The sequence below is a fragment of the Streptomyces sp. NBC_01716 genome, assembly GCF_036248275.1.
Lineage (GTDB): Bacteria > Actinomycetota > Actinomycetes > Streptomycetales > Streptomycetaceae > Streptomyces.
In genome coordinates, this window is the sequence record NZ_CP109181.1 from 4,490,474 (window position 1) to 4,509,081 (window position 18,608).

Here is an 18,608-nt window from a genome sequence, read left to right on the forward strand (position 1 = left end):
GCCCACCTGCGGAGTCAGTTGGCACAAGGCCTCAGGGCCACCCCGCCACACACCGCCGAAGATCAACAGCGACCCCCCGCCTCCGGGGCCGACCCTGACGAGAGTGATCCCCTCCTCCATCTACAGGAGGTGTGGCCGGCACCACCTCTACTCCCTGAGGCGGACGTACCTTCGGGACCTGGGGCCGATCCCCTGAGAAGGGCCCGCTCCTAGCGTGGAGCCATGACCACGCCTGTCTGCACGAGCGCCTCGAAGGCCGCCTCGTATTCGCCGTACCTCCCGAACTCGCACCCACCCGCCCACGCCCATGCGCAGCAGTCGCACCCGCATCAGCCGTCGCACCCTCACACGCCCTACAAGTCCTTCTCGTCGTACGTACGGGCGCGGGGGCCCGTGCTGCTGCGTACCGCGCGCTCGCTCACCGCGAATCCGAGCGACGCCGAGGACCTGCTGCAGACCGCTCTCACCAAGACGTACGTCGCCTGGGACCGGATCGAGGACCACCGTGCCCTCGACGGCTACGTCCGCCGGGCCCTCGTCAACACCCGTACCTCGCAGTGGCGCAAGCGCAAGGTCGACGAGTTCGCCTGCGAGGAACTGCCCGAGCCGGCCGGTCTGCCCGCGCCCGACCCGGCCGACGAGCAGGTGCTGCACGACGCGATGTGGCGCGCGGTGATGAAACTGCCCGACAGGCAGCGCGCGATGGTGGTGCTCCGTTACTACGAGGACCTGAGCGAGGTCCAGACCGCCGAGGTGCTCGGGGTCTCCGTCGGCACGGTGAAGAGCGCGGTGTCGCGTGCGCTCGGAAAGCTGCGCGAGGACCCGGAGTTGACGCCCGTCCGCTGACCCGCGACTTCCGTAACTCCGGCATCCGCAGGGGACGCCGCGTCGGACGCCCCGTTCCGCACCGAGTGTCTCCGCGCCTAGTATTTCGTACTCCTGGGTAGTGACATACCGATCGGTATGTGCGCAGAATCTCCGCAAGCCTTTCTGCCACACCGCGCCGCTGTCGCCTGGCCGACGGCGCCCACCGGGAGGACGCCGTGCTGAGCACCATGCAGGACGTACCGCTGACTGTGACCCGCATCCTGCGCCATGGGATGACCATCCACGCGAAGTCGCAGGTCACCACCTGGACCGGGGAGAGTGAGCCGCGGCGCCGCAGTTTCGCCGAGATCGGCGAACGCGCGGCACAGCTCGCCGGCGCCCTGCGCGACGAGCTCGGCGTCACGGGCGACGACCGGGTCGCCACTTTGATGTGGAACAACTCCGAACATGTCGAGGCATACTTCGCGATCCCCTCCATGGGGGCCGTCCTCCACACGCTCAACCTGCGCCTGCCTCCTGAGCAGTTGGTCTGGATCGTCCGGCACGCCGCCGACCGCGTCGTCCTGGTGAACGGTTCCCTGCTGCCGCTCCTCGCGCCGCTCCTTCCCCATCTGACGACCGTCGAGCACGTCGTCGTGTCCGGCCCCGGCGACCGGGGCCCGCTGACGGAAGCCGCCGGCAGCGCCGTCCAGGTGCACGAGTACGAGGACCTGATCGCCGGCCGGCCCACCACGTACGACTGGCCCGAGCTGGACGAACGCACCGCCGCCGCCATGTGTTACACCTCCGGCACCACCGGTGAGCCGAAGGGCGTCGTCTACTCGCACCGTTCGATCTATCTGCACTCGATGCAGATCAACCTGGCCGAGTCGATGGGGCTGACGGACAAGGACACGACGCTCATCGTCGTACCGCAGTTCCATGTGAACGCCTGGGGCCTGCCGCACGCCACCTTCATGACCGGCGTCGGCATGCTGATGCCCGACCGCTTCCTCCAGCCCGCCCCGCTCGCCGACATGATCGAGAGCGAGAAGCCCTCGCACGCCGCCGCCGTGCCGACGATCTGGCAGGGGCTGCTCGCCGAGGTCCTCGACAAGCCGCGCGATCTGACCTCCATGCTCCGGGTCACCATCGGTGGCGCTGCCTGTCCGCCCGCGCTGATGGAGGCGTACGACAAGCTCGGCGTACGGCTCTGCCACGCCTGGGGCATGACGGAGACCTCGCCGCTCGGCACGACGTCCAACCCGCCCGCCGGTCTGACCGCAGAAGAGGAGTGGCCGTACCGCATCACCCAGGGCCGTTTCCCCGTCGGCGTCGAGGCGCGGCTGACCGGTCCAGGCGGCGACACGCTGCCGTGGGACAACGAGTCGGCCGGTGAGCTTGAGGTACGCGGGCCCTGGATCGCGGCCTCCTACTACGGCGGCGCCGACGCCGAACCGCTCAGGCCCGAGGACAAGTTCAGCGAGGACGGCTGGCTGAAGACGGGCGACGTCGGCGTCATAAGCCCCGACGGCTATCTCACCCTCACCGACCGCGCGAAGGACGTCATCAAGTCCGGCGGCGAGTGGATCTCCAGCGTGGCGCTGGAGAACGAGTTGATGGCGCATCCGGACGTCGCCGAGGCCGCCGTCGTCGCCGTGCCCGACGAGAAGTGGGGTGAACGGCCGCTGGCGACAGTGGTGTTGAGGGAGGGCGCGAGCGTCGACTTCACCTCGCTGAAGGCCTTCCTCGCCGGGACGGTCGCCAAGTGGCAGCTGCCGGAGCGGTGGTCGGCGGTGGAGTCGGTGCCGAAGACGAGCGTCGGGAAGTTCGACAAGAAGGTGATCCGCAAGCGGTACGCGGACGGGGAACTGGACGTCACCGAGGTGTAGGTCCTGTCCGGCGGCACTTCACGGATGCCAACTGGCCTTGTCCGAAAGGTCAGTTGGTACCGATCTTCGCGAGCAGGTCCACGATCCGCGCCTGCACGTCCTCGCTCGTGGACCGCTCGGCGAGGAACAGCACGGTCTCCCCGGCGGAGAGCTGCGGCAGTTCGTCGCGGTCGATGCTCGTGGAGGTGTAGACGACCAGCGGCGTACGGTTCAACTGGCCGTTCGCGCGCAGCCAGTCGATGATGCCCGCGCGCCGGCGCCGTACCTGCATGAGGTCCATGACCACCAGGTTCGGCCGCATCTGGCCCGCGAGTGTCACCGCCTCGCTGTCCGTCCCCGCGCGCGCCACCTGCATGCCACGGCGCTCCAGCGTCGCGGTCAGCGCGAGCGCGATCTCCTCGCTCTCCTCTATCAACAGCACGCGCGGCGGGTGCTGTTCGCTGTCGCGTGGCGCCAGCGCTTTGAGGAGTACGGCGGGGTCGGCCCCGTACGCCGCCTCACGCGTCGCCTGCCCGAGCCCGGCGGTCACCAGCACCGGGACCTCGGCGGCGACCGCGGCCTGGCGCAGCGACTGGAGCGCGGTGCGGGTGATCGGGCCGGTCAGCGGGTCCACGAACAGCGCCGCCGGGAAGGCCGCGATCTGGGCGTCGACCTCCTCGCGGGAGTGGACGATCACCGGGCGGTAGCCGCGGTCGCTCAGGGCCTGCTGGGTGGAGACGTCGGGGGCGGGCCAGACCAGCAGCCGGCGGGGGTTGTCCAGCGGCTCGGGGGGCAGTTCGTCGTCGACGGGCCGGGGCTGGGGGCGGTTCGCGACCTCGACCGCGCCGCCGGGGCCGTCGAGCGGCTGGGGGCCTTCGGCGCCCTCGTCCGGAGCTTCTATGGCGTAGGCGCGGCCCTCGGAGTGCGGGCCGTGGGCGAGGGGTCCGCCCTGGCCGCCGTGGGAGGGGCCGGAGGCGCCGGCGCCGGTGTCGTCGGGGTCGTGCGGGGAGGAGAGCCTGCGGCGGCGGCCGGAGCCGAGGCTCTGGTTCTGCTGCTTGGTGATCTGCTGCGAGAAGGGCACGCCCTGGCCGAGCGTACGGACGCTGTACGCCCGCCCCTGTGTGGAGTCGGCCGGCATCGGCTCCTCCTCGGGCAGGGGCTGGGCGGGGGGCAACGGCTGGGCGGCGCGGGGGTCTTGGGGGGTGGCGGCGGTGTTGCTTCCGCCGGTCCCGTTGCCCGTGCCGTCGGTGTCGGCCGGGCCTGTGGTGCTGTCGGGGCCTGTGGTGCTGTCGGTGGCGGCGGGGCGGTCGGGGCCGTCGGTGTCGTCGTCCGGATGAGTGTGCGTGTGCTGCTCGGGCGGCGGTACGGCTCCGGGGACGGGCCACGAGGGTTCACCGGGAGCGCCTTGGCCGGGTGCCGCCGGGCCGGGCGCGCCCGGCATCACGCCGACGCCCGATGAGGTCGGCATCGCGGGCGCCCAGCTGTTGGGGTCCGCGGGCGGCGCGCCGTTGTCGCCGGGCTCCGGCGCGAGCGCCCGGCGCGGGTCCTTCGTACGCGGGTCCTTGGTGCGGGGGTCCGTCCTGCGCGGGTCGTTGGGGCGCGCGGGGGCGTCCGTGAGCCCCCCGGGCCGCCGCCCCGGCTGGGAGGTCTGGGCCGCCACGGGATGGGGCTTCAGCGGTGTGTGGTCCGCGCGAGGGTCTGCCCCCACGGCGTCGTGGCGCCCCGGCAGCGAGGCGTCGGGCGTGCGGTCGGCCTCGGCCGGGGGGAGCGCGAACTGTGCGCGCGCGGGAGCGGCGTCGCCGGCGGGCGCCGGCGCGGGCTCGGGCCGCTGCTGCGTGGGCGCCAGCGCGCGCCGGGGACGACGGACGGCCGGTTGCTGCTGGGCGGGCACGGGGTGCGCCGCCGCCTGCTGCTGTGCCGGAACGTGCCGGGGGGTCTGCGGCGGTGCCTGCCGCGGTGCTTGTTGGAGTGCCTGCTCCGGGGCCGGGGCAGGCGCAGGCACCGGCGACGGACCGGAGGGCAGGGCCGGGAGGGCGTTCTGGCCGCCGTGCCGGGCACGGCGCCCCGTACCGGCAGCCGCGGCCTCCTGCTGTGCGCCGTGCGGTACGCCCTGCGGCGGAACGGCCTGGCCCAAGGCGGCGCGCCCGTTCGGATGCGCCCCCTCGGCGGCGGTCACGACCGACCCCTCGGAAGCGGCGGCCGACAGAGTGGGGGGAGCGGGCGGAGCGGGCCGGGCCGACACCGCGAGTTCCGCGCCCGGTACGGCGGCGGCCGCGCTCTCCGCCGGGCTGGGCCGGCCGCGCCTGCGGCCGGTACCCCCACCACCAGGAACGCTGCCGCCGCCGGTGCTCTCACCGGAGTCCTGAGCCGGTACGGGCACCGGCTGCCCGTCCGTGCCCGGGGCCGCATCCGTACGAGCCCTGCGCCGCCCCGTCGGCTCGCCGGGCTCCTCGCCCGGAGCCCCGAGGAACGCGTCCGTCGAAGCCCGTCGCGCACGCCGCCGCCCGCCGCCGGGCCGCCCGGAGCCACCCGTCGACCCGGGCGCCGACTCCGGCTGCACCGGCTGTACCGGCTGCGCCGGTGTCTGGCTCTCCTCGGGCGCGGGCGGGTGGTACGTCCCCGACCCCTCCCCCAGCGGCACTTCGAGTACGTACGCGCTGCCGCCCATGCCCGGCATCTCGTGCGTCTGCAACACCCCGCCGTGCGCCCGTACGATCCCGCGCACGATCGGCTCGTGCACCGGATCGCCGCCCGCGAACGGCCCGCGTACCTCGATCCGTACGACATCGCCGCGCTGCGCCGCCGCCACCACGATCGTGGAGTCGACGTAACCGCCGCCCGGCACCACCCGCGTACGCCCGGTGGAATCGACCCCGGCCACGTCCGCCGTGAGATGCGCGAGTGCCGTCGCGAGCCGTACCGGGTCGACCTCCGCCTCGATCGGGGGGGCGTGCACGGCGAACTGCGCCCGGCCCGGACCGATCAGCTCGACCGCGCCCTCGACCCCGGCCGCCACGACCCCGTCGAGCAGCACCTTGACCTTGGTCAGCCGGTCCAGGCCCTCGTCGAGCCGCTGATAGCCGAGGACGTTGTCCACCAGCGTCGTCATCCGCGCGTACCCGGCGGACAGGTGGTGCAGCATCTGGTTGGCCTCGGGCCACAGTTGCCCTGCCGGGTCGGCGGCGAGCGTCGACAGCTCACCGCGCAGCTCCTCCAGCGGACCGCGCAGCGCGCCGCCGAGGACGGCGGTCAGCTGGTGGTGCCGGCGGGCCGTGTTGTCGTACCGCTCCGCGAGCTCCTCGATCTCGGCGGCGTAGCGGTCGCTGCGGTCGGCGAGTTCGGCGGTGTGCCGCTCGACGGCCTCTTCGAGTTCGGCCGTATGGCGCTCGATTGTCTCCGCGAGCTCCGCCGCGTGCCGCTCGGCCGTCTCGCCGGCCTCGGTCGCGTGCGCCTCGACCAGTTCCTCGTACGGACGCCGGTCGGTGAACGTCATCACCGCGCCGACGAGCTGCTCCCCGTCCCGTACGGGCGCGGTGGTCAGGTCGACCGGTACCTGCTTGCCGTTCTTCGCCCACAGCACCTGCCCGCGCACCCGGTGCTTGCGCCCCGACTTGAGGGTGTCGGCGAGGGGCGAGTCCTCGTACGGGAACGGCTCCCCGTCCGCGCGCGAGTGCAGGATCAGCGGGTGCAGCTCCTGGCCGCCCAGATCGCTGGCCCGGAAGCCGAGGATCTGCGCGGCGGCGGGGTTGACGAGGACGACGCGGCCGTCGGTGTCCGTACCGACCACGCCCTCGGCGGCGGCCCGCAGGATCATCTCGGTCTGGCGCTGCGAACGCGCCAGCTCCGCCTCGGTGTCGACGGTCCCCGAGAGGTCGCGGACGACGAGCATGAGCAGCTCGTCGCCGGTGTAGTTGTGCAGGTCGTTGTAGGCCTGCCGGCCGTCCTCCAGATTGGCGCTGGTGACCTCGACGGGGAACTCGCCGCCGTCCGTACGGCGCGCGATCATCCGGGTCGGCTTCGTACGGCCCCGCTCGTCGGAGGCCTCGGGGCGGCGCATCGAGCCGGGGATCAGGCGCGGGTCGAACTGCGGCAGCAGATCGAGCAGACCGCGCCCGACCAGGGCCGTACCAGGGGTTTCGAAGGTTTCGAGGGCGATGGTGTTCGCGTTGACGACGGTGCCGTTGCTGTTGACGAGCACCAGTCCGTCGGGAAGCGCGTCAAGTATCGCCGCGAGGCGAGCAGCGCCTCGGGATGGCCTGCTGCTCACGACGACGCTTCCTCCCTGACCCACTGCACCTTGCGGACGGCCGGTCCCATCTTGCCCCTCGGAGTCTCAGCCTGTCACTGGAGGGAGTCTAAGGGCTGGGGGGCGGGGCGGGGCGGCGGATGAGGGGGAGCTCTCACCAAGGTTGTGTGCGGACCCGGTACGTACGCCGTCCCCGCGCTCCCCCACCCGCCCCCACCTGCCCCGCGCGTGCCCGCGTGCGGCTGAGTGTGGCTGGCTGTGGCTACGCGTGGCTCAGCCCCGGGCGGCGGGGAGCACGGGGACGAGGTTCTGCCAGCGGGAGATCTCGCAGCCATTCTTACGGCTGAACGTCGCGTCGACGCTCCGGCCGTGCCACGTCCCGGTGACCCGCGCGGTGGCGGGCCCGCCCATCTGCATGGTGCACATCTGGCCATCGGGCACCGGCGCGAACGGGTTCTTGTCCTCGGCGGCCAGCTCGTCCAGCCGCGCACAGGCGGAGGCGGCTTCGGGGTGCGTACCGCCGGAAGGCCCGCAGCGCAGCTCGTACGTACCGTCCGCGCGGGTGATGTTGGTGTCGACGACGGTCACGGTGAGCCGGTCCGGCTCCTGCTCCTGCTCCTGGAAGAGCGAGTGGAGCGGCAGCGGCGCGAGGTCGAACGGGCCGACCGCGGCGGCGGTGGGCGCGAAGGCGCCCAGGGCGGCGAGCGAGCCGGCGAACACGCCGGTGGCGGTGAGGGAGAAACGACGCGACACGGGAACTCCTGACGGCAGACGATTCCGAAGGGCCCGACGGTGCGCGCCCGGCATCACTAACGCGCGCGCGGCCCAGTCGTTGCGCCCGGGCCGGGGGCGCGAGGAAGTGCTTTGCCCTGCGGGCTTCCCGCCTAGTACCGTGGGCGGCGATTGGTGACACCGCGCTCGGCTGTGTCATCATCTGACACGCACCATCCGCGCCCGCGCGGGTGTGCTGGAGGCGTCGCCTAGTCCGGTCTATGGCGCCGCACTGCTAATGCGGTTTGGGTCTTAAAGCCCATCGAGGGTTCAAATCCCTCCGCCTCCGCGCATCGATCACCGAAGCCCCGTCCACCAGGCCGGGGCTTCGGCCGTTCAGCCCGCCAGTTTCATGACGTTTCCGCAGCTCAGGCGGGGTGCGGCTAATGGATTTCACGTGACGCCGCAGGTCATGTAATGTTGTTCTCGCAACGCAGGGGGCCCCAAAAAGCCCAGCACGGCAAGCACTCGTAGCTTAACGGATAGAGCATCTGACTACGGATCAGAAGGTTGCAGGTTCGAATCCTGCCGAGTGCACAGCAGACGAGAGGCCCCGGACGACGAGTCCGGGGCCTCTCGCGTGTGCCGTGACGGGGGGATCCGGTGGGCGGCTGCGTTGGACCACCTCGTCCTCGAAGGGTAGGACGGGTACGAGGCACCTGAGTCTCAAGAAGTGCCCCTGCCTGAGGGGCGGTCAGCATCCCCCACAGGGCGTTGGTTCTGATGCGCCGTTCGGCTGGTGGACGTGTCGTCTCTGATCGGGGCCTGCGGGTCGCTTCGCGGCGATCTTGATGGAATCGGAGAATGCGGGGCTTGCGGCGGAACACCTGGCGACCAGCGCGAGCGAGGACGGGCATGGCCAGTGCGGGCGGACGGGAAGAACGGCCCGTTCACACGGGGAAGGTCATGAGCGGGCTGTCGAAGGTGTTCGAGCTCAATCCTGCGGGGCTCAACTGGCCGCGAGGGGTGATGTTCCTGGACGTCGCGCTGGTGCCGCTGATCGTCTTCCGGGCGATCGGGCATGAGCAGTATCTTCTCAGTGCGTTGTTCGGCCTGCTGTTCGCGTGGCTGGCTGACCCTGGAGGCGGCTACGGGTACCGCGCCTGGCACATTGCCGTCTTTGCTGTGATCGGTGCGGGCCTGACCGCGCTGGGATCCGGCATCGGGGGAGACGCCTGGGGCTGGATGGTTCTCGCGGCTTTCGCGGTCACTCTGGCGGCCGGCCTGGCAGCCGCGTTCGGGGTGCGCAGGTTCGTCACCGCCGTGCTTCTCAACCTCTGGTTCATCATTGCCCTCGGGAACGCGTTCAGCCTTCATCATCACACCCATGTCACCAGCCACACCTGGGCACAGGTGCTCGCCTGGACCGGAGGGGCGGCGCTGTGGATCGCGGTTACGTTCGTTGTGTGGCTGATCCGCAGGCGCGAGGACCGGCCCCAGCCGGTCGCGGAACTCCCCGGTGGCACCGCACGGCGGAAGCTGACCCCACCGTTGATCATGTTCGCGTTGATCCGTGCTCTGGTCATGGCCTGTACCGTCGCGCTTGCCTTCGGCCTGAACCTGTCGCACGGCACCTGGCTGCCGATCGCGGCCATGGTAGCGATGAAGCCCAGCCTGGAGCAGGCCACGCTCGTATCCGCTCAGCGCCTCACCGGCGCGCTGATCGGCGCCGCCGCAGCCGCGCTGCTGCTGCTGGTGCCCGCCGGTGAGCAGGGACTCAGGCTCTTCGCAGTCGATCTTGGACTTGAAGTGGTCGCGCTCGTCCTGTTGATGCACGCGGTAGCAATTCGCTTCTGGAACTACGCGCTCTACTCTGCGGCCGTCGCCATGGGAGTGCTCCTCCTCGTGGACGTTGGGCAGCCCTCCGACTATGCCGCCGAGGGCTACCGGGTGCTGTGGACGTTCTGTGGCGTGGGGATCGCTCTGCTCGTCATGCTGCTTGCAAGCCTGCTCGCCAAGCACACCGCCGAAGCGCCACCACAATCAGCCTGAGGGTGTTCCGCTCACATTCAGCCGCCGACCGAGACCTTCCATCGCGATGAGATTCTTGCGGCGCCGGAATGGCACGCACATTGCCGCACTGATCCGACCGGGAGCCGGACGAAGTCCGAAGGCAGCGTTCACCCTGCTGGCGGCGTGGCGCAGGAATCGCATCCGCCCGTGTTCAGTAGGCCGTCCCGCGCCATTGCGTCGGACCCGGACCGCCGTCGCTCGCTCGACCTCGGTCTCCGGGTGCCAGGTTGGTCCGCAGCGCGCATCCTGGCACTGCTGGAGCGGACCGCACGCTCCTGACCGCCGCCGGTATCCGCCGCCCACGGGCTTCGTCCTGCGGCCTCGCACCCATCGCCGTGATCATCCGGACATGGCGCAGACAGACAGGACGGAAATCATGGCGCGTCCCGACGCACTGTTCATCTACATCGGCACCTACCCGAGCGAGGCTGCGGCCCGGGCCGACTACGACATCGTCAAGGACCTCCACTCCGCCGGTGCGATCGGCACCTACGACGCCTCCGTGATCACCAAGGACGACACCGGCAAGGTGCACGTCAACAAGGACGAGACGTCTACCCGGCACGGGGCGTGGCGCGGTGCCGCCGTCGGTGGGCTGGTCGGCCTGCTGTTCCCGCCCGCGATCATCGGCGGCGCCGTCGTCGGTGCGGCGGCGGGCGGGGTGGGCGGCCACCTGTGGCGGGGCATGTCCCGTGCGGACGTCAAGGCGTTCGGGGAGACCATCGATGAGGGGGAGGCCGCTCTGGCCATCGTCGGAGAGAGCAAGCTCCAGCAGGCTGTGGAGAGGGCGGGACTGAAGGCCGAGAAGCACGTCGCCAAGGAACTCGGCGTGAGCTCAAAGGACTTCGACAATGCCATCCAGGAAGCCACGACCGAAGTCGACTGACCAGCCGTGTCCGGAACACCGTGGCTGCCGCCGCGTCAGACGGCGGGCGCCCCTCCCAACAGGCTGGCAGATCCCTCCAGGGTGGCTGCTCGCCGTCAACGAAGCCGACGAGCGGGAGGACGTCGCTACGTCGCGGTGATCTCGTCGATCAATCCGCGGATCCGCCGCTCGATCTCGTCGCGGATGGGGCGCACCGCCTCCACGCCCCGGCCCGCCGGGTCGGGCAACTGCCAGTCGAGGTAGCGCTTTCCCGGGAAGACGGGGCAGGTGTCGCCGCAGCCCATCGTGATCACGACGTCGGATGCCTGCACGGCCTCGACGGTCAGCACCTTCGGAACCTCGGCCGAGATGTCGATGCCCGCCTCGGCCATCGCGGCGACGACGGCAGCGTTCACCGTGTCGGCTGGGGTGGATCCGGCGGAGCGTACGTGTACGCGGTCCCCCGCGAGGTGCGTGAGGAACGCGGCGGCCATCTGGGAGCGGCCCGCGTTGTGGACGCAGACGAACAGCACGGTGGGCAGGGCGAGTTCAGACATGGGCGGCGGGGTCTTCCTCGGTCACGGGTACGGGGGAGGGGAAGAAGCGGCGGGCGTACAGCGCGACGTGGACGAGGCCGATCAGCACCGGCACTTCGATGAGCGGTCCGACCACGCCGGCGAGTGCCTGCCCGGACGCGGCGCCGAACGTGGCGATGGCGACCGCGATGGCCAGCTCGAAGTTGTTGCCCGCGGCTGTGAACGCGAGCGCCGTCGTACGCGGGTGGTCGAGTCCGACGGCGCGGCCGACCGCCATCGAGCCGGCCCACATGACGGCGAAGTAGACGAGCAGCGGCAGCGCGATGCGTACGACGTCGAGCGGCTGGGACGTGATCGCGTCGCCTTGCAACGCGAAGAGAACGACGATCGTGAACAGGAGGCCGTACAGGGCGAACGGCCCGATCCTCGGGATCAGCTTCGCCTCGTACCAGGCGCGGCCCTTGGTCTTCTCGCCGATCCGGCGCGTGAGGTAGCCGGCGGCGAGGGGGATGCCGAGGAAGATCAGTACGCTGCGGGCGATCTCCCATACGGACACGTCGAAGCCGGCCTGCTCAAGGCCGAGCCACCCGGGGAGTACGGAGAGGTAGAACCAGCCGAGGGCCGAGAACGCGATCACCTGGAACACCGAGTTCAGCGCGACCAGGACGGCGGCGGCCTCGCGGTCCCCGCACGCCAGGTCGTTCCAGATGATGACCATGGCGATGCAGCGCGCCAGCCCCACGATGATCAGGCCGGTGCGGTACTCGGGGAGGTCCGGCAGGAACAGCCACGCCAGCGCGAACATCAGCGCCGGGCCGACGATCCAGTTCAGCAGGAGCGACGGCAGGAGCAGGCGGCGGTCGCGCGTGACGGTGTCGAGGCGGTCGTAACGCACCTTCGCGAGGACCGGGTACATCATCACCAGCAGGCCGAGCGCGATCGGCAGCGATACGCCGGTCACGGTGACCTTGGCGAGCGCGTCCCCGAGGCCGGGCACGGCGCGGCCGAGTCCGAGGCCGAGCGCCATCGCGGCGAGGATCCAGACGGCGAGATACCGGTCGAGGAACGACAGGCGGCCAGCGACCGCCTGGTCGGGGGCGGCGCTCACGAGGTCACGTCCGCGGGGCGGGTCAGGACGCCCGCGAGGCGGTCGGTCATCTCGGGCAGCGGCCAGTAGTAGACCCACGTACCGCGCCGTTCGCAGTCGATGAGCCCGGCCTGCCGAAGCAGCTTGAGGTGATGCGAGATCGTCGGCTGGGAGAGGTCGAAGGCGGGGGTCAGATCGCATACGCAGACCTCCCCGCCGGCGCGCGAGGCGATCATCGAGAGCAGGCGCAGCCGCACCGGGTCGCCCAGCGCCTTGAACACCTTGGCCAGGTCCACTGCCTGCTCCTCGTCGAGGGGAGCGGTCAGCAGGCCGGGGCAGCAGGCGTCGGTCTCGTCGGTCTTGTCGCTCTGGCCGAGCACCACGAGCTCTTGTTTCGACATGCTTCTATGTTGACGTTCTTCGATGCAAGGCGCAACCTTGAATCGACAAGCATCAATACAAGCCGATCGGAGTCGCATCATGTCCCGTGCCCAACTCGCCCTGCGCGTCGGCGACCTTGAAGCGTCGGTCACCTTCTACACGAAGCTGTTCGGCACCGAACCGGCCAAGCGACGCGAGGGGTACGCCAACTTCGCCATCACCGAGCCTCCGCTCAAGCTCGTACTGATCGAAGGCGAGCCCGGACAGGAAACCCGCCTCGACCACCTCGGCGTAGAGGTCGAGTCCACGGACCAGGTGACGGCCGCGACCGCTCGGCTCAAGAGGGCCGGCCTTGCCGCGTTCGAGGAGAACGACACCTCCTGCTGCTACGCCCTCCAGGACAAGGTGTGGGTGCACGGCCCCGGCAAGGAGCCGTGGGAGGTCTACGTGGTCAAGGCCGACGCCGACACCCTCGCCAAAAGCGCCGACCCGGGCGCCGACGCCTGTTGCGCCAACGAGCCCGCCGGGGCGGCAACCTGAGCGATCGGCCCTTCGGGCCGTCGGTAGCCCCGGTAAGGGGCCTGTCATGCTGAAGGCTCTCGTGGGCGCTGTCGGTCGGCTCGTGGATCGGGTGGGATGAAAACAGGGTGGACGTCGGCGCGGTCGGCTGAAGGTGGGCGGGGCTCGGTTTCGAGGGGGCCTGTTGCCCGCGCTTTTGGTGCGGTCAATCGTGAAATGCTGCGCGTCGTCGCGCTGTTCTGCGCTGTGCGGCTCTTCTGCCTTCTCGTTCTCGGGGTTTGGTCTCGATCCGCCGGGGCCGGCATGCGGGAACTGCTCTCGCAGCGGTGGGACTCCCTCTGGTACGAACGCGTCGCCCAGCATGGATATGACTTCTCGTTGGTCGCGCCCGATGGGCGGCAGCTGTCGAGTACGGCGTTCTTTCCTATGCTGCCGTGGCTGGAGGAAGGCATTTCGGCGGTGTTCGGAATGGGCTTCGCGGATGCGGGGCTGGTGATCAGCGCCGTAGCTTCGGTCTTCGCCGTGTGCGGGATCTACCTGATCGCCGAGCATCTTTACAGCAAGTCCGCTGCCCTGATCGCGGTGTGTCTCTGGGCCGCTCTTCCTGTCAGCATCGTGCAGTCCATGGCCTACAGCGAGTCGCTGTTTGTGGCCTTGGCTGCTTGGGCGCTGTACTCGGTCATGCGGGGCAGGTGGCTGTCGGCGGGGCTCCTGGCGTGTGCTGCGGGGCTGACTCGGCCGGTGGGGCTCGCGGTGGCCGCCGCCGTTGTTTTCGCCGGGGTGCGGGAAGTCCTGCGGTGGAGGAGGGAACGGGGCGTCGGCGGGGCGGAGTTGTGGCGCGTTGTCGTGGCCGGGGTTGTCGCGCCGCTGGGGGCTGTTGGGTTTGTTCTCTGGGTGGGTATTCGGCAGGGGGATCTGTTCGGGTACCTCGATGTTCAAGCTCAGTGGGGCAACGGGTTCGACGGTGGGGTCTCCTTCTCGCGCTTCGTGGCGTCAGGCGTGGGTGTCGGGATTGGCTGGCCGCTGTTGCTGGTGGCGATGATTGCCGCTGCTTTCTTTGTTCATCGAATAGTGTTCAGGCAGTCGCGATCCTACGAGTTGGTTATTTACTCGGGCATTGTGGTCGCCATGGCGATCGGCGCCTCCGGCTACTTCGGCTCGAAGCCCAGGCTGTTGATGCCGGCTTTCCCGTTGCTGCTTCCCCTGGCTGCCGCGATGGTCAAGGCCAAACCCCTTCTTGTCTACGCCGTATTGGGGGCGGAGATACTTGTCGCCGCCCTCTACGGCGCGTTCTGGCTCAATGGGTCGGGGCCGCCTTAGCTCGGCGGCCTGTCGAGAAGTCCGGTCCGGCTCCGACGTCTCCTCAGGGTGGGGTCGTCCCGCCCCGAGGATCTTGAAGGAGTAGCTGTGCAGACACTGACTGTCGATATCTTCGTCTCCGTCGACGGATGGGCCGGCGGGGAGAACTCGCCCGGGTACTTCGGGTACTTCGGCCCCGACCTGGAGCAGTGGATCACCACCGAGTCGGCCAAGCCGCAGCTCGTCGTCTTCGGGCGGCGGACGTACGAGGCGCTGGCGGGGCTGCCCGAGGAGGCGCGTGACGAGTCGTGGCAGCGGATGAGCGAGCTGGACGCGGTCGTGTTCTCAACCACGCTGGAGACGGTCTCCTGGCCGAACACCCGCGTCTGCCGTGACGACCTCGTCGGCGAGATCGGCCGGCTCAAGGCCGGGAGCGACGTACCGCTGCGCACCATGGGGAGCCTCTCCGTCGCCCGGCAGCTTCTCGACGCGGGCGTCGTCGACCGGCTCCGGCTGATGACGTTCCCGCTGCTCGTGGGGACGTCGGGCCGCGAACCGTTCTTCGCGGGCGTGGCCGCGGGGGACCTGGAGCTGGTCGGGCAGCGGGTGCTGGACGGTCGGGTGCTGCTGGTCGAGTACCGGCAGACCGGGCGGGACATTCCGCGGGCCTGAGCCGCCGGGAGCCGCCGGTGTGCCCGGCGCGACGGGCGCCCGGCCGCAGGCCGTAGAGTGCGCCGCCTCGGTGGCGGAAGCGCTCAGCCCCCAGGGACCAGGGATCAGGGAGACGTCACGGTGTGGGAAGACCTCGTTGCTCGGTACGCGTGGGCCGATACGGACGCGCCGGAGGCGTACACCTTCTCCGTCGTCGCCGGGAAGTCCGAGGACGATGTGATCCGGGCGTTCGGTGGTGATCCCGGGGATTCGCGGCTCATGACGTTCGCCGAGGCCGCCGACGAACAGGCGGATCATCTGTACGAGGACTACGAGCTGCTACGCGTGGTCACCGCCAAGGAGCATGTCGCCGCCATCGAGTGGGGGTACCACGGCAGCCTTCCGGAGATCGCCCGGCGGGCGTCGGCGGACGGTGGTGAGTTCTTCAGCGTCCACCTCGACGTCAACGCCCGCAGTCAGGTGATGCGCGCCGTCGACGGCCGGGTGGACGGTGTCTTCGACCCCTTCGAGATGGAGGACGCGGACTGGCTGGACCCCCGGCCGGAGGTTCCCGCGTGGGCGGAAGACGTCGCCTTTCACATGGAGCACCTCTGTGCGGAGTCGCTGGCGCTCATGGAACGTACGACGGGCCTCGCGTTCGATCCGGTCTGGATCGAAACGCCGCTCCGTACGGTGCTCCTTGCGGCACCCGGCGAACTCTTCGGCGGTCCGGACAGCACGTGGCTGCGGTGAGCGCGTGCGCGTGAGCGCGTACGGCGGCTTCGCCGGCAGTGTCAGTAGTCGGGGAAGACGGCCGCGATGCCGCCCAGCACCACCAGCAGCCCCGGCGCGAGCACCGCGATGGCGAGCAGCGCCACGAGGATCTTCATGGCTGTCCAGCCGAAGCGGGTCGCTCGTTCCGCGCGGGCCAGCGCCTCGTGGTACTCCGTGTCGTCGTCCCAGTCGCGCTCCGTCATGGCGGCCCCCTGCGGTGAGCTTAAACGTTTGCGGGGTCCTGGTACGCCGCGTCGTACCAGTCGTTGCTCCTGCGCCAGAAGCTCCACTGCTCGGGGACTGGAACCGGAGGTAGTGGATGTGGTGGACGCTGGGGAGTGGCATTCGGGAGTTCTGGCAGAGCGAGGAGCGCGTATGGCGTGGCGGTGCCAGGGGCTGCGGTGGAGCGACGGCGGTGGTGAGCTCCTGTGGCGGGACGGTGTGCGGGAGCGGCGCAGTGCGCTCGTGTACGGGCGGGAGCTCGGGTTCCGGGCCGGCGGGGTGCGGCGCTGTGCCGGGGTGCGGGGGCAGGACTGCCCCCGCGGGGCCGTCGTGGGCGGGCGGAGTACCGGTGGGCAGTGCGCCGACTGCGCGCGGCTCGACCGGTCGCGGTCCGTGGCCGCCGACACCGTCGCCGACGACCCGCAGCCGTACACCGTCTACCTGGCGTGGTTCGGGCCCGGCATGGTCAAGGTCGGGATCACCGCCGAGGCGCGCGGGGCCGCGCGGCTGCTCGAACAGGGGGCCGTCGTGTTCACCCGGCTCGGGCGCGGGCCGCTGATGGCCGCGCGGCGGACCGAGGAACTGCTGCGTACGGCGCTGGGTGTGCCGGACCGCGTCCCCTACGCCGCGAAGCGCGCCGTACGCGCCACACTGCCCACCGGCCGAGCCGAACGCGCCCAGGAAGTAGGCGAGTTGTACGGGCGGGCCGTCGCCCTCACCGGATGGCCCGAGTCGTTGGAGCGCGCCGCACTCGAACCGGTCGATCACGTCGACGTCTTCAGGATCGCCGGAACCCCGCCCGTCACCGGCGTGATCGGCGAACTGGTCGACGGAGGCCACGTCGCCGGGCGCCTCGTCGCCGCCGCCGGGCCCGATCTGCATCTGGAGTGCGGGGACGGCGCGGTGCTCGTCCTCGACACCCGCCTCCTGCGGGGCTGGGACCTCACCGGAGCGGCGGGCGCGGACAGGCCCGGCGTGACCGTTCCCGTACGCGAGGTGGGGGACGGCGCCGTACAGGACGGGCTCTTCTGACCCCCCTGGACAGCACGCCCCTCCGGGCCGGAGGCTGGAGGGATGGATGATCAAGCAGCCGCGGAGATCGAGGCCGTGCGGGAGTTCCGGGCACGGCTCTCGCTGCCCGGACTCGTCGACATACACACGCACTTCATGCCCGACCGCGTCCTGCGGAAGGTGTGGGCGTACTTCGACAGCGTCGGCCCCCTCACCGGCATGGAGTGGCCCATCACCTACCGGCACGAGGAGGACCGGCGCGTCGCGCTCCTGCGCGCGTTCGGCGTCCGCGCGTACACCTCGATGCTCTACCCCCACAAGCCCGGCATGGCCGACTGGCTCAACGGCTGGGCCGCCGGATTCGCCGCGCGGACGCCCGACTGCCTCCAGACCGCGACCCTCTTCCCGGAGGAGGGCGTGGAGACGTACGTACGCGAAGCCGTCGAGTCCGGCGCGCGGATCTTCAAGTCCCATCTCCAGGTGGGGGGTTACGACCCCAACGACGAACTCCTCGACCGCGTCTGGGGGTTGCTCGCGGAGGCCGCCGTGCCGGTCGTCATGCACTGCGGATCGGGCCCGCAGCCCGGCAAGTACACCGGACCCGAGCCCGTCGGGCGGCTGCTCGCGCGCCATCCACGACTGCGGCTGGTCGTCGCGCACATGGGGATGCCGGAGTACGCGGACTTCCTGGACCTGGCGGACCGGTACGACGGGGTGCTGCTCGACACGACGATGGCGTTCACCGACTTCAGCGAGGCCTACGCGCCCTTCCCGGCGGGGGCGGACGCCAGGGCGCGGCTCGCGGATCTGGGGCACCGGATCCTGCTGGGGACGGACTTCCCGAACATCCCGTACCCGTATCTCCACCAGCTGGAGGTCCTCGAAAGGCTCGGTCTCGGCGACGACTGGACACGCGCCGTCTGTTACGGGAACGGCGTCCGCCTCTTCGGGCTGGACCTGAAAGGGCTGGCCTGAGGAGCGCCATTCCCCTTATCCTGAAAGGCTGTTCACAACAATGAAGGAGGTGAGTGCCGTGAAGCGGACGACCTAGCCGCCCGCCCGGAGGCTCCGGGAGCACGGGCGGCGGGTTCCGAGAGGAACGAGATGTCCCGCACGGACAAGACCAAACCGCCGTGGGTCCGCCACGCGGAGCACCACCCCCTGCCCGTTCACGACCACCGTCACGGCCCCTGCGATCTGCCGCCCCGCCCGACGCGCGAGGACACGGACACCCGCTGCCGCTGGGTGTGCACCCTCATGTCGCTGATCAGCCGCCCCTGCTGTGCCGGGTGCAAAGTGCGCTCCCACATCAAGGAACGGCAGGAGTGGGCCAGGACCGGTAACCGCAAGGAGCGCTACGCCGGCCGCCGCGAGGCCCGCCGCGCCGCCGCGCGTGAGGACCGCGAAGAGCGCGAGGACCGCGACTGAGGCGTCCCCCCCCGGCCTACCCCACTGACCGGTGACCCCCGGAGCTTCCGGCTCCGGGGGCACCGCGCGCCCGCCCGCGTTCTCAGGGAATTCACAGAAAGCGGCAAGGGCGTTCTCAGGCGGACTC

At 70.6% G+C, this 18,608-nt stretch carries 17 protein-coding genes and 2 tRNA genes; 13 read left to right on the top strand and 6 right to left on the bottom strand.

Annotation, left to right across the window (positions count from 1 at the left end):
• Nucleotides 1-222: 222 nt before the first annotated feature.
• A complete protein-coding gene (locus OIE74_RS19570) occupies nt 223-846 on the top strand; it encodes a SigE family RNA polymerase sigma factor (protein ID WP_329385282.1) in 624 nt (207 codons plus the stop codon).
• A 197-nt stretch (nt 847-1,043) separates the two neighbouring features.
• Complete coding sequence (locus OIE74_RS19575) at nt 1,044-2,699, top strand: long-chain fatty acid--CoA ligase (RefSeq protein WP_329385285.1); 1,656 nt, start codon at nt 1,044-1,046, stop codon at nt 2,697-2,699.
• A gap of 49 nt (nt 2,700-2,748) precedes the next feature.
• On the opposite strand, the gene OIE74_RS19580 is transcribed toward OIE74_RS19575, so the two are convergent.
• Both OIE74_RS19580 and OIE74_RS19585 read right to left on the bottom strand, forming a co-directional pair.
• Entirely contained in the window at nt 2,749-6,945 is a 4,197-nt protein-coding gene (locus tag OIE74_RS19580; protein ID WP_329385288.1) for a hybrid sensor histidine kinase/response regulator, read from the bottom strand.
• 252 nt (nt 6,946-7,197) lie between these two features.
• Nucleotides 7,198-7,677: an SSI family serine proteinase inhibitor gene (locus OIE74_RS19585; RefSeq protein ID WP_329385292.1), complete on the bottom strand. Its 480-nt coding sequence runs from the start codon at nt 7,675-7,677 to the stop codon at nt 7,198-7,200.
• Between the two features lie 216 nt (nt 7,678-7,893).
• Between OIE74_RS19585 and OIE74_RS19590 the strand changes: the two genes are divergently transcribed.
• The 4 genes from OIE74_RS19590 (at nt 7,894) to OIE74_RS19605 (ending at nt 10,594) form a co-directional block, all read left to right on the top strand.
• Nucleotides 7,894-7,984 (top strand) — tRNA-Ser (locus tag OIE74_RS19590).
• Nucleotides 7,985-8,159: 175 nt separating this feature from the next.
• Nucleotides 8,160-8,232 (top strand) — tRNA-Arg (locus OIE74_RS19595).
• A gap of 369 nt (nt 8,233-8,601) precedes the next feature.
• The gene (locus OIE74_RS19600; RefSeq protein ID WP_329385295.1) at nt 8,602-9,687 is read left to right on the top strand and encodes an FUSC family protein; all 1,086 of its coding nucleotides are present in this window, start codon (nt 8,602-8,604) and stop codon (nt 9,685-9,687) included.
• A 370-nt stretch (nt 9,688-10,057) separates the two neighbouring features.
• On the top strand, nt 10,058-10,594 hold the full coding sequence (locus tag OIE74_RS19605; RefSeq protein WP_329385298.1) for a DUF1269 domain-containing protein: 537 nt from the start codon (nt 10,058-10,060) through the stop codon (nt 10,592-10,594).
• A 125-nt stretch (nt 10,595-10,719) separates the two neighbouring features.
• Here the strand turns inward: OIE74_RS19605 and OIE74_RS19610 are convergent, their stop codons facing one another.
• From OIE74_RS19610 to OIE74_RS19620, 3 genes are read right to left on the bottom strand one after another with little or no spacing between them, the layout of a single operon-like run.
• Nucleotides 10,720-11,130, bottom strand: coding sequence for an arsenate reductase ArsC (locus tag OIE74_RS19610; protein ID WP_329385300.1), 411 nt, complete (start codon nt 11,128-11,130; stop codon nt 10,720-10,722).
• The gene (gene arsB / locus OIE74_RS19615) at nt 11,123-12,217 is read right to left on the bottom strand and encodes an ACR3 family arsenite efflux transporter (RefSeq protein WP_329385303.1); all 1,095 of its coding nucleotides are present in this window, start codon (nt 12,215-12,217) and stop codon (nt 11,123-11,125) included. The genes OIE74_RS19610 and arsB overlap by 8 nt, the downstream gene beginning before the upstream one ends.
• A complete protein-coding gene (locus tag OIE74_RS19620) occupies nt 12,214-12,597 on the bottom strand; it encodes an ArsR/SmtB family transcription factor (RefSeq protein ID WP_329385307.1) in 384 nt (127 codons plus the stop codon). The genes arsB and OIE74_RS19620 overlap by 4 nt, the downstream gene beginning before the upstream one ends.
• Before the next feature lie 79 nt (nt 12,598-12,676).
• Here OIE74_RS19620 and OIE74_RS19625 point away from each other — a divergent pair, with 79 nt between their 5' ends.
• The 4 genes from OIE74_RS19625 (at nt 12,677) to OIE74_RS19640 (ending at nt 15,799) form a co-directional block, all read left to right on the top strand.
• Nucleotides 12,677-13,117: an ArsI/CadI family heavy metal resistance metalloenzyme gene (locus OIE74_RS19625; RefSeq protein ID WP_329385310.1), complete on the top strand. Its 441-nt coding sequence runs from the start codon at nt 12,677-12,679 to the stop codon at nt 13,115-13,117.
• A 195-nt stretch (nt 13,118-13,312) separates the two neighbouring features.
• Entirely contained in the window at nt 13,313-14,416 is a 1,104-nt protein-coding gene (locus OIE74_RS19630) for a glycosyltransferase family 39 protein (RefSeq protein ID WP_329385313.1), read from the top strand.
• Nucleotides 14,417-14,503: 87 nt separating this feature from the next.
• Nucleotides 14,504-15,067, top strand: a complete 564-nt coding sequence (locus OIE74_RS19635; protein WP_329385316.1) for a dihydrofolate reductase family protein — start codon at nt 14,504-14,506, stop codon at nt 15,065-15,067.
• A 120-nt stretch (nt 15,068-15,187) separates the two neighbouring features.
• Nucleotides 15,188-15,799 (top strand): DUF6461 domain-containing protein, encoded by a 612-nt coding sequence (locus tag OIE74_RS19640; protein ID WP_329385319.1) that lies wholly within the window; start codon nt 15,188-15,190, stop codon nt 15,797-15,799.
• 41 nt (nt 15,800-15,840) lie between these two features.
• Here the strand turns inward: OIE74_RS19640 and OIE74_RS19645 are convergent, their stop codons facing one another.
• Nucleotides 15,841-16,023: a hypothetical protein gene (locus OIE74_RS19645; RefSeq protein WP_329385322.1), complete on the bottom strand. Its 183-nt coding sequence runs from the start codon at nt 16,021-16,023 to the stop codon at nt 15,841-15,843.
• 172 nt (nt 16,024-16,195) lie between these two features.
• Here OIE74_RS19645 and OIE74_RS19650 point away from each other — a divergent pair, with 172 nt between their 5' ends.
• From OIE74_RS19650 to OIE74_RS19660, 3 genes are all read left to right on the top strand, one after another.
• The gene (locus tag OIE74_RS19650; RefSeq protein WP_329385325.1) at nt 16,196-17,074 is read left to right on the top strand and encodes a DUF2797 domain-containing protein; all 879 of its coding nucleotides are present in this window, start codon (nt 16,196-16,198) and stop codon (nt 17,072-17,074) included.
• Nucleotides 17,075-17,116: 42 nt separating this feature from the next.
• Nucleotides 17,117-18,028, top strand: coding sequence for an amidohydrolase family protein (locus OIE74_RS19655; RefSeq protein WP_329385328.1), 912 nt, complete (start codon nt 17,117-17,119; stop codon nt 18,026-18,028).
• Nucleotides 18,029-18,157: 129 nt separating this feature from the next.
• Nucleotides 18,158-18,481 (top strand): hypothetical protein, encoded by a 324-nt coding sequence (locus OIE74_RS19660; RefSeq protein ID WP_329385331.1) that lies wholly within the window; start codon nt 18,158-18,160, stop codon nt 18,479-18,481.
• The last annotated feature ends 127 nt before the right edge of the window (nt 18,482-18,608 follow it).

Excerpts from the sequence above, each read along its gene's own strand:
- OIE74_RS19570 (WP_329385282.1), top strand. The coding sequence starts at position 223 with ATGACCACGCCTGTCTGCACGAGCGCCTCGAAGGCCGCCTCGTATTCG.
- OIE74_RS19645 (WP_329385322.1), bottom strand. The coding sequence starts at position 16,023 with ATGACGGAGCGCGACTGGGACGACGACACGGAGTACCACGAGGCGCTG.
- OIE74_RS19660 (WP_329385331.1), top strand. The coding sequence starts at position 18,158 with ATGTCCCGCACGGACAAGACCAAACCGCCGTGGGTCCGCCACGCGGAG.
- OIE74_RS19625 (WP_329385310.1), top strand. The coding sequence starts at position 12,677 with ATGTCCCGTGCCCAACTCGCCCTGCGCGTCGGCGACCTTGAAGCGTCG.
- OIE74_RS19630 (WP_329385313.1), top strand. The coding sequence starts at position 13,313 with ATGCTGCGCGTCGTCGCGCTGTTCTGCGCTGTGCGGCTCTTCTGCCTT.
- OIE74_RS19605 (WP_329385298.1), top strand. The coding sequence starts at position 10,058 with ATGGCGCAGACAGACAGGACGGAAATCATGGCGCGTCCCGACGCACTG.
- OIE74_RS19620 (WP_329385307.1), bottom strand. The coding sequence starts at position 12,597 with ATGTCGAAACAAGAGCTCGTGGTGCTCGGCCAGAGCGACAAGACCGAC.
- OIE74_RS19610 (WP_329385300.1), bottom strand. The coding sequence starts at position 11,130 with ATGTCTGAACTCGCCCTGCCCACCGTGCTGTTCGTCTGCGTCCACAAC.
- OIE74_RS19650 (WP_329385325.1), top strand. The coding sequence starts at position 16,196 with ATGGCGTGGCGGTGCCAGGGGCTGCGGTGGAGCGACGGCGGTGGTGAG.
- OIE74_RS19600 (WP_329385295.1), top strand. The coding sequence starts at position 8,602 with ATGAGCGGGCTGTCGAAGGTGTTCGAGCTCAATCCTGCGGGGCTCAAC.
- OIE74_RS19655 (WP_329385328.1), top strand. The coding sequence starts at position 17,117 with ATGGATGATCAAGCAGCCGCGGAGATCGAGGCCGTGCGGGAGTTCCGG.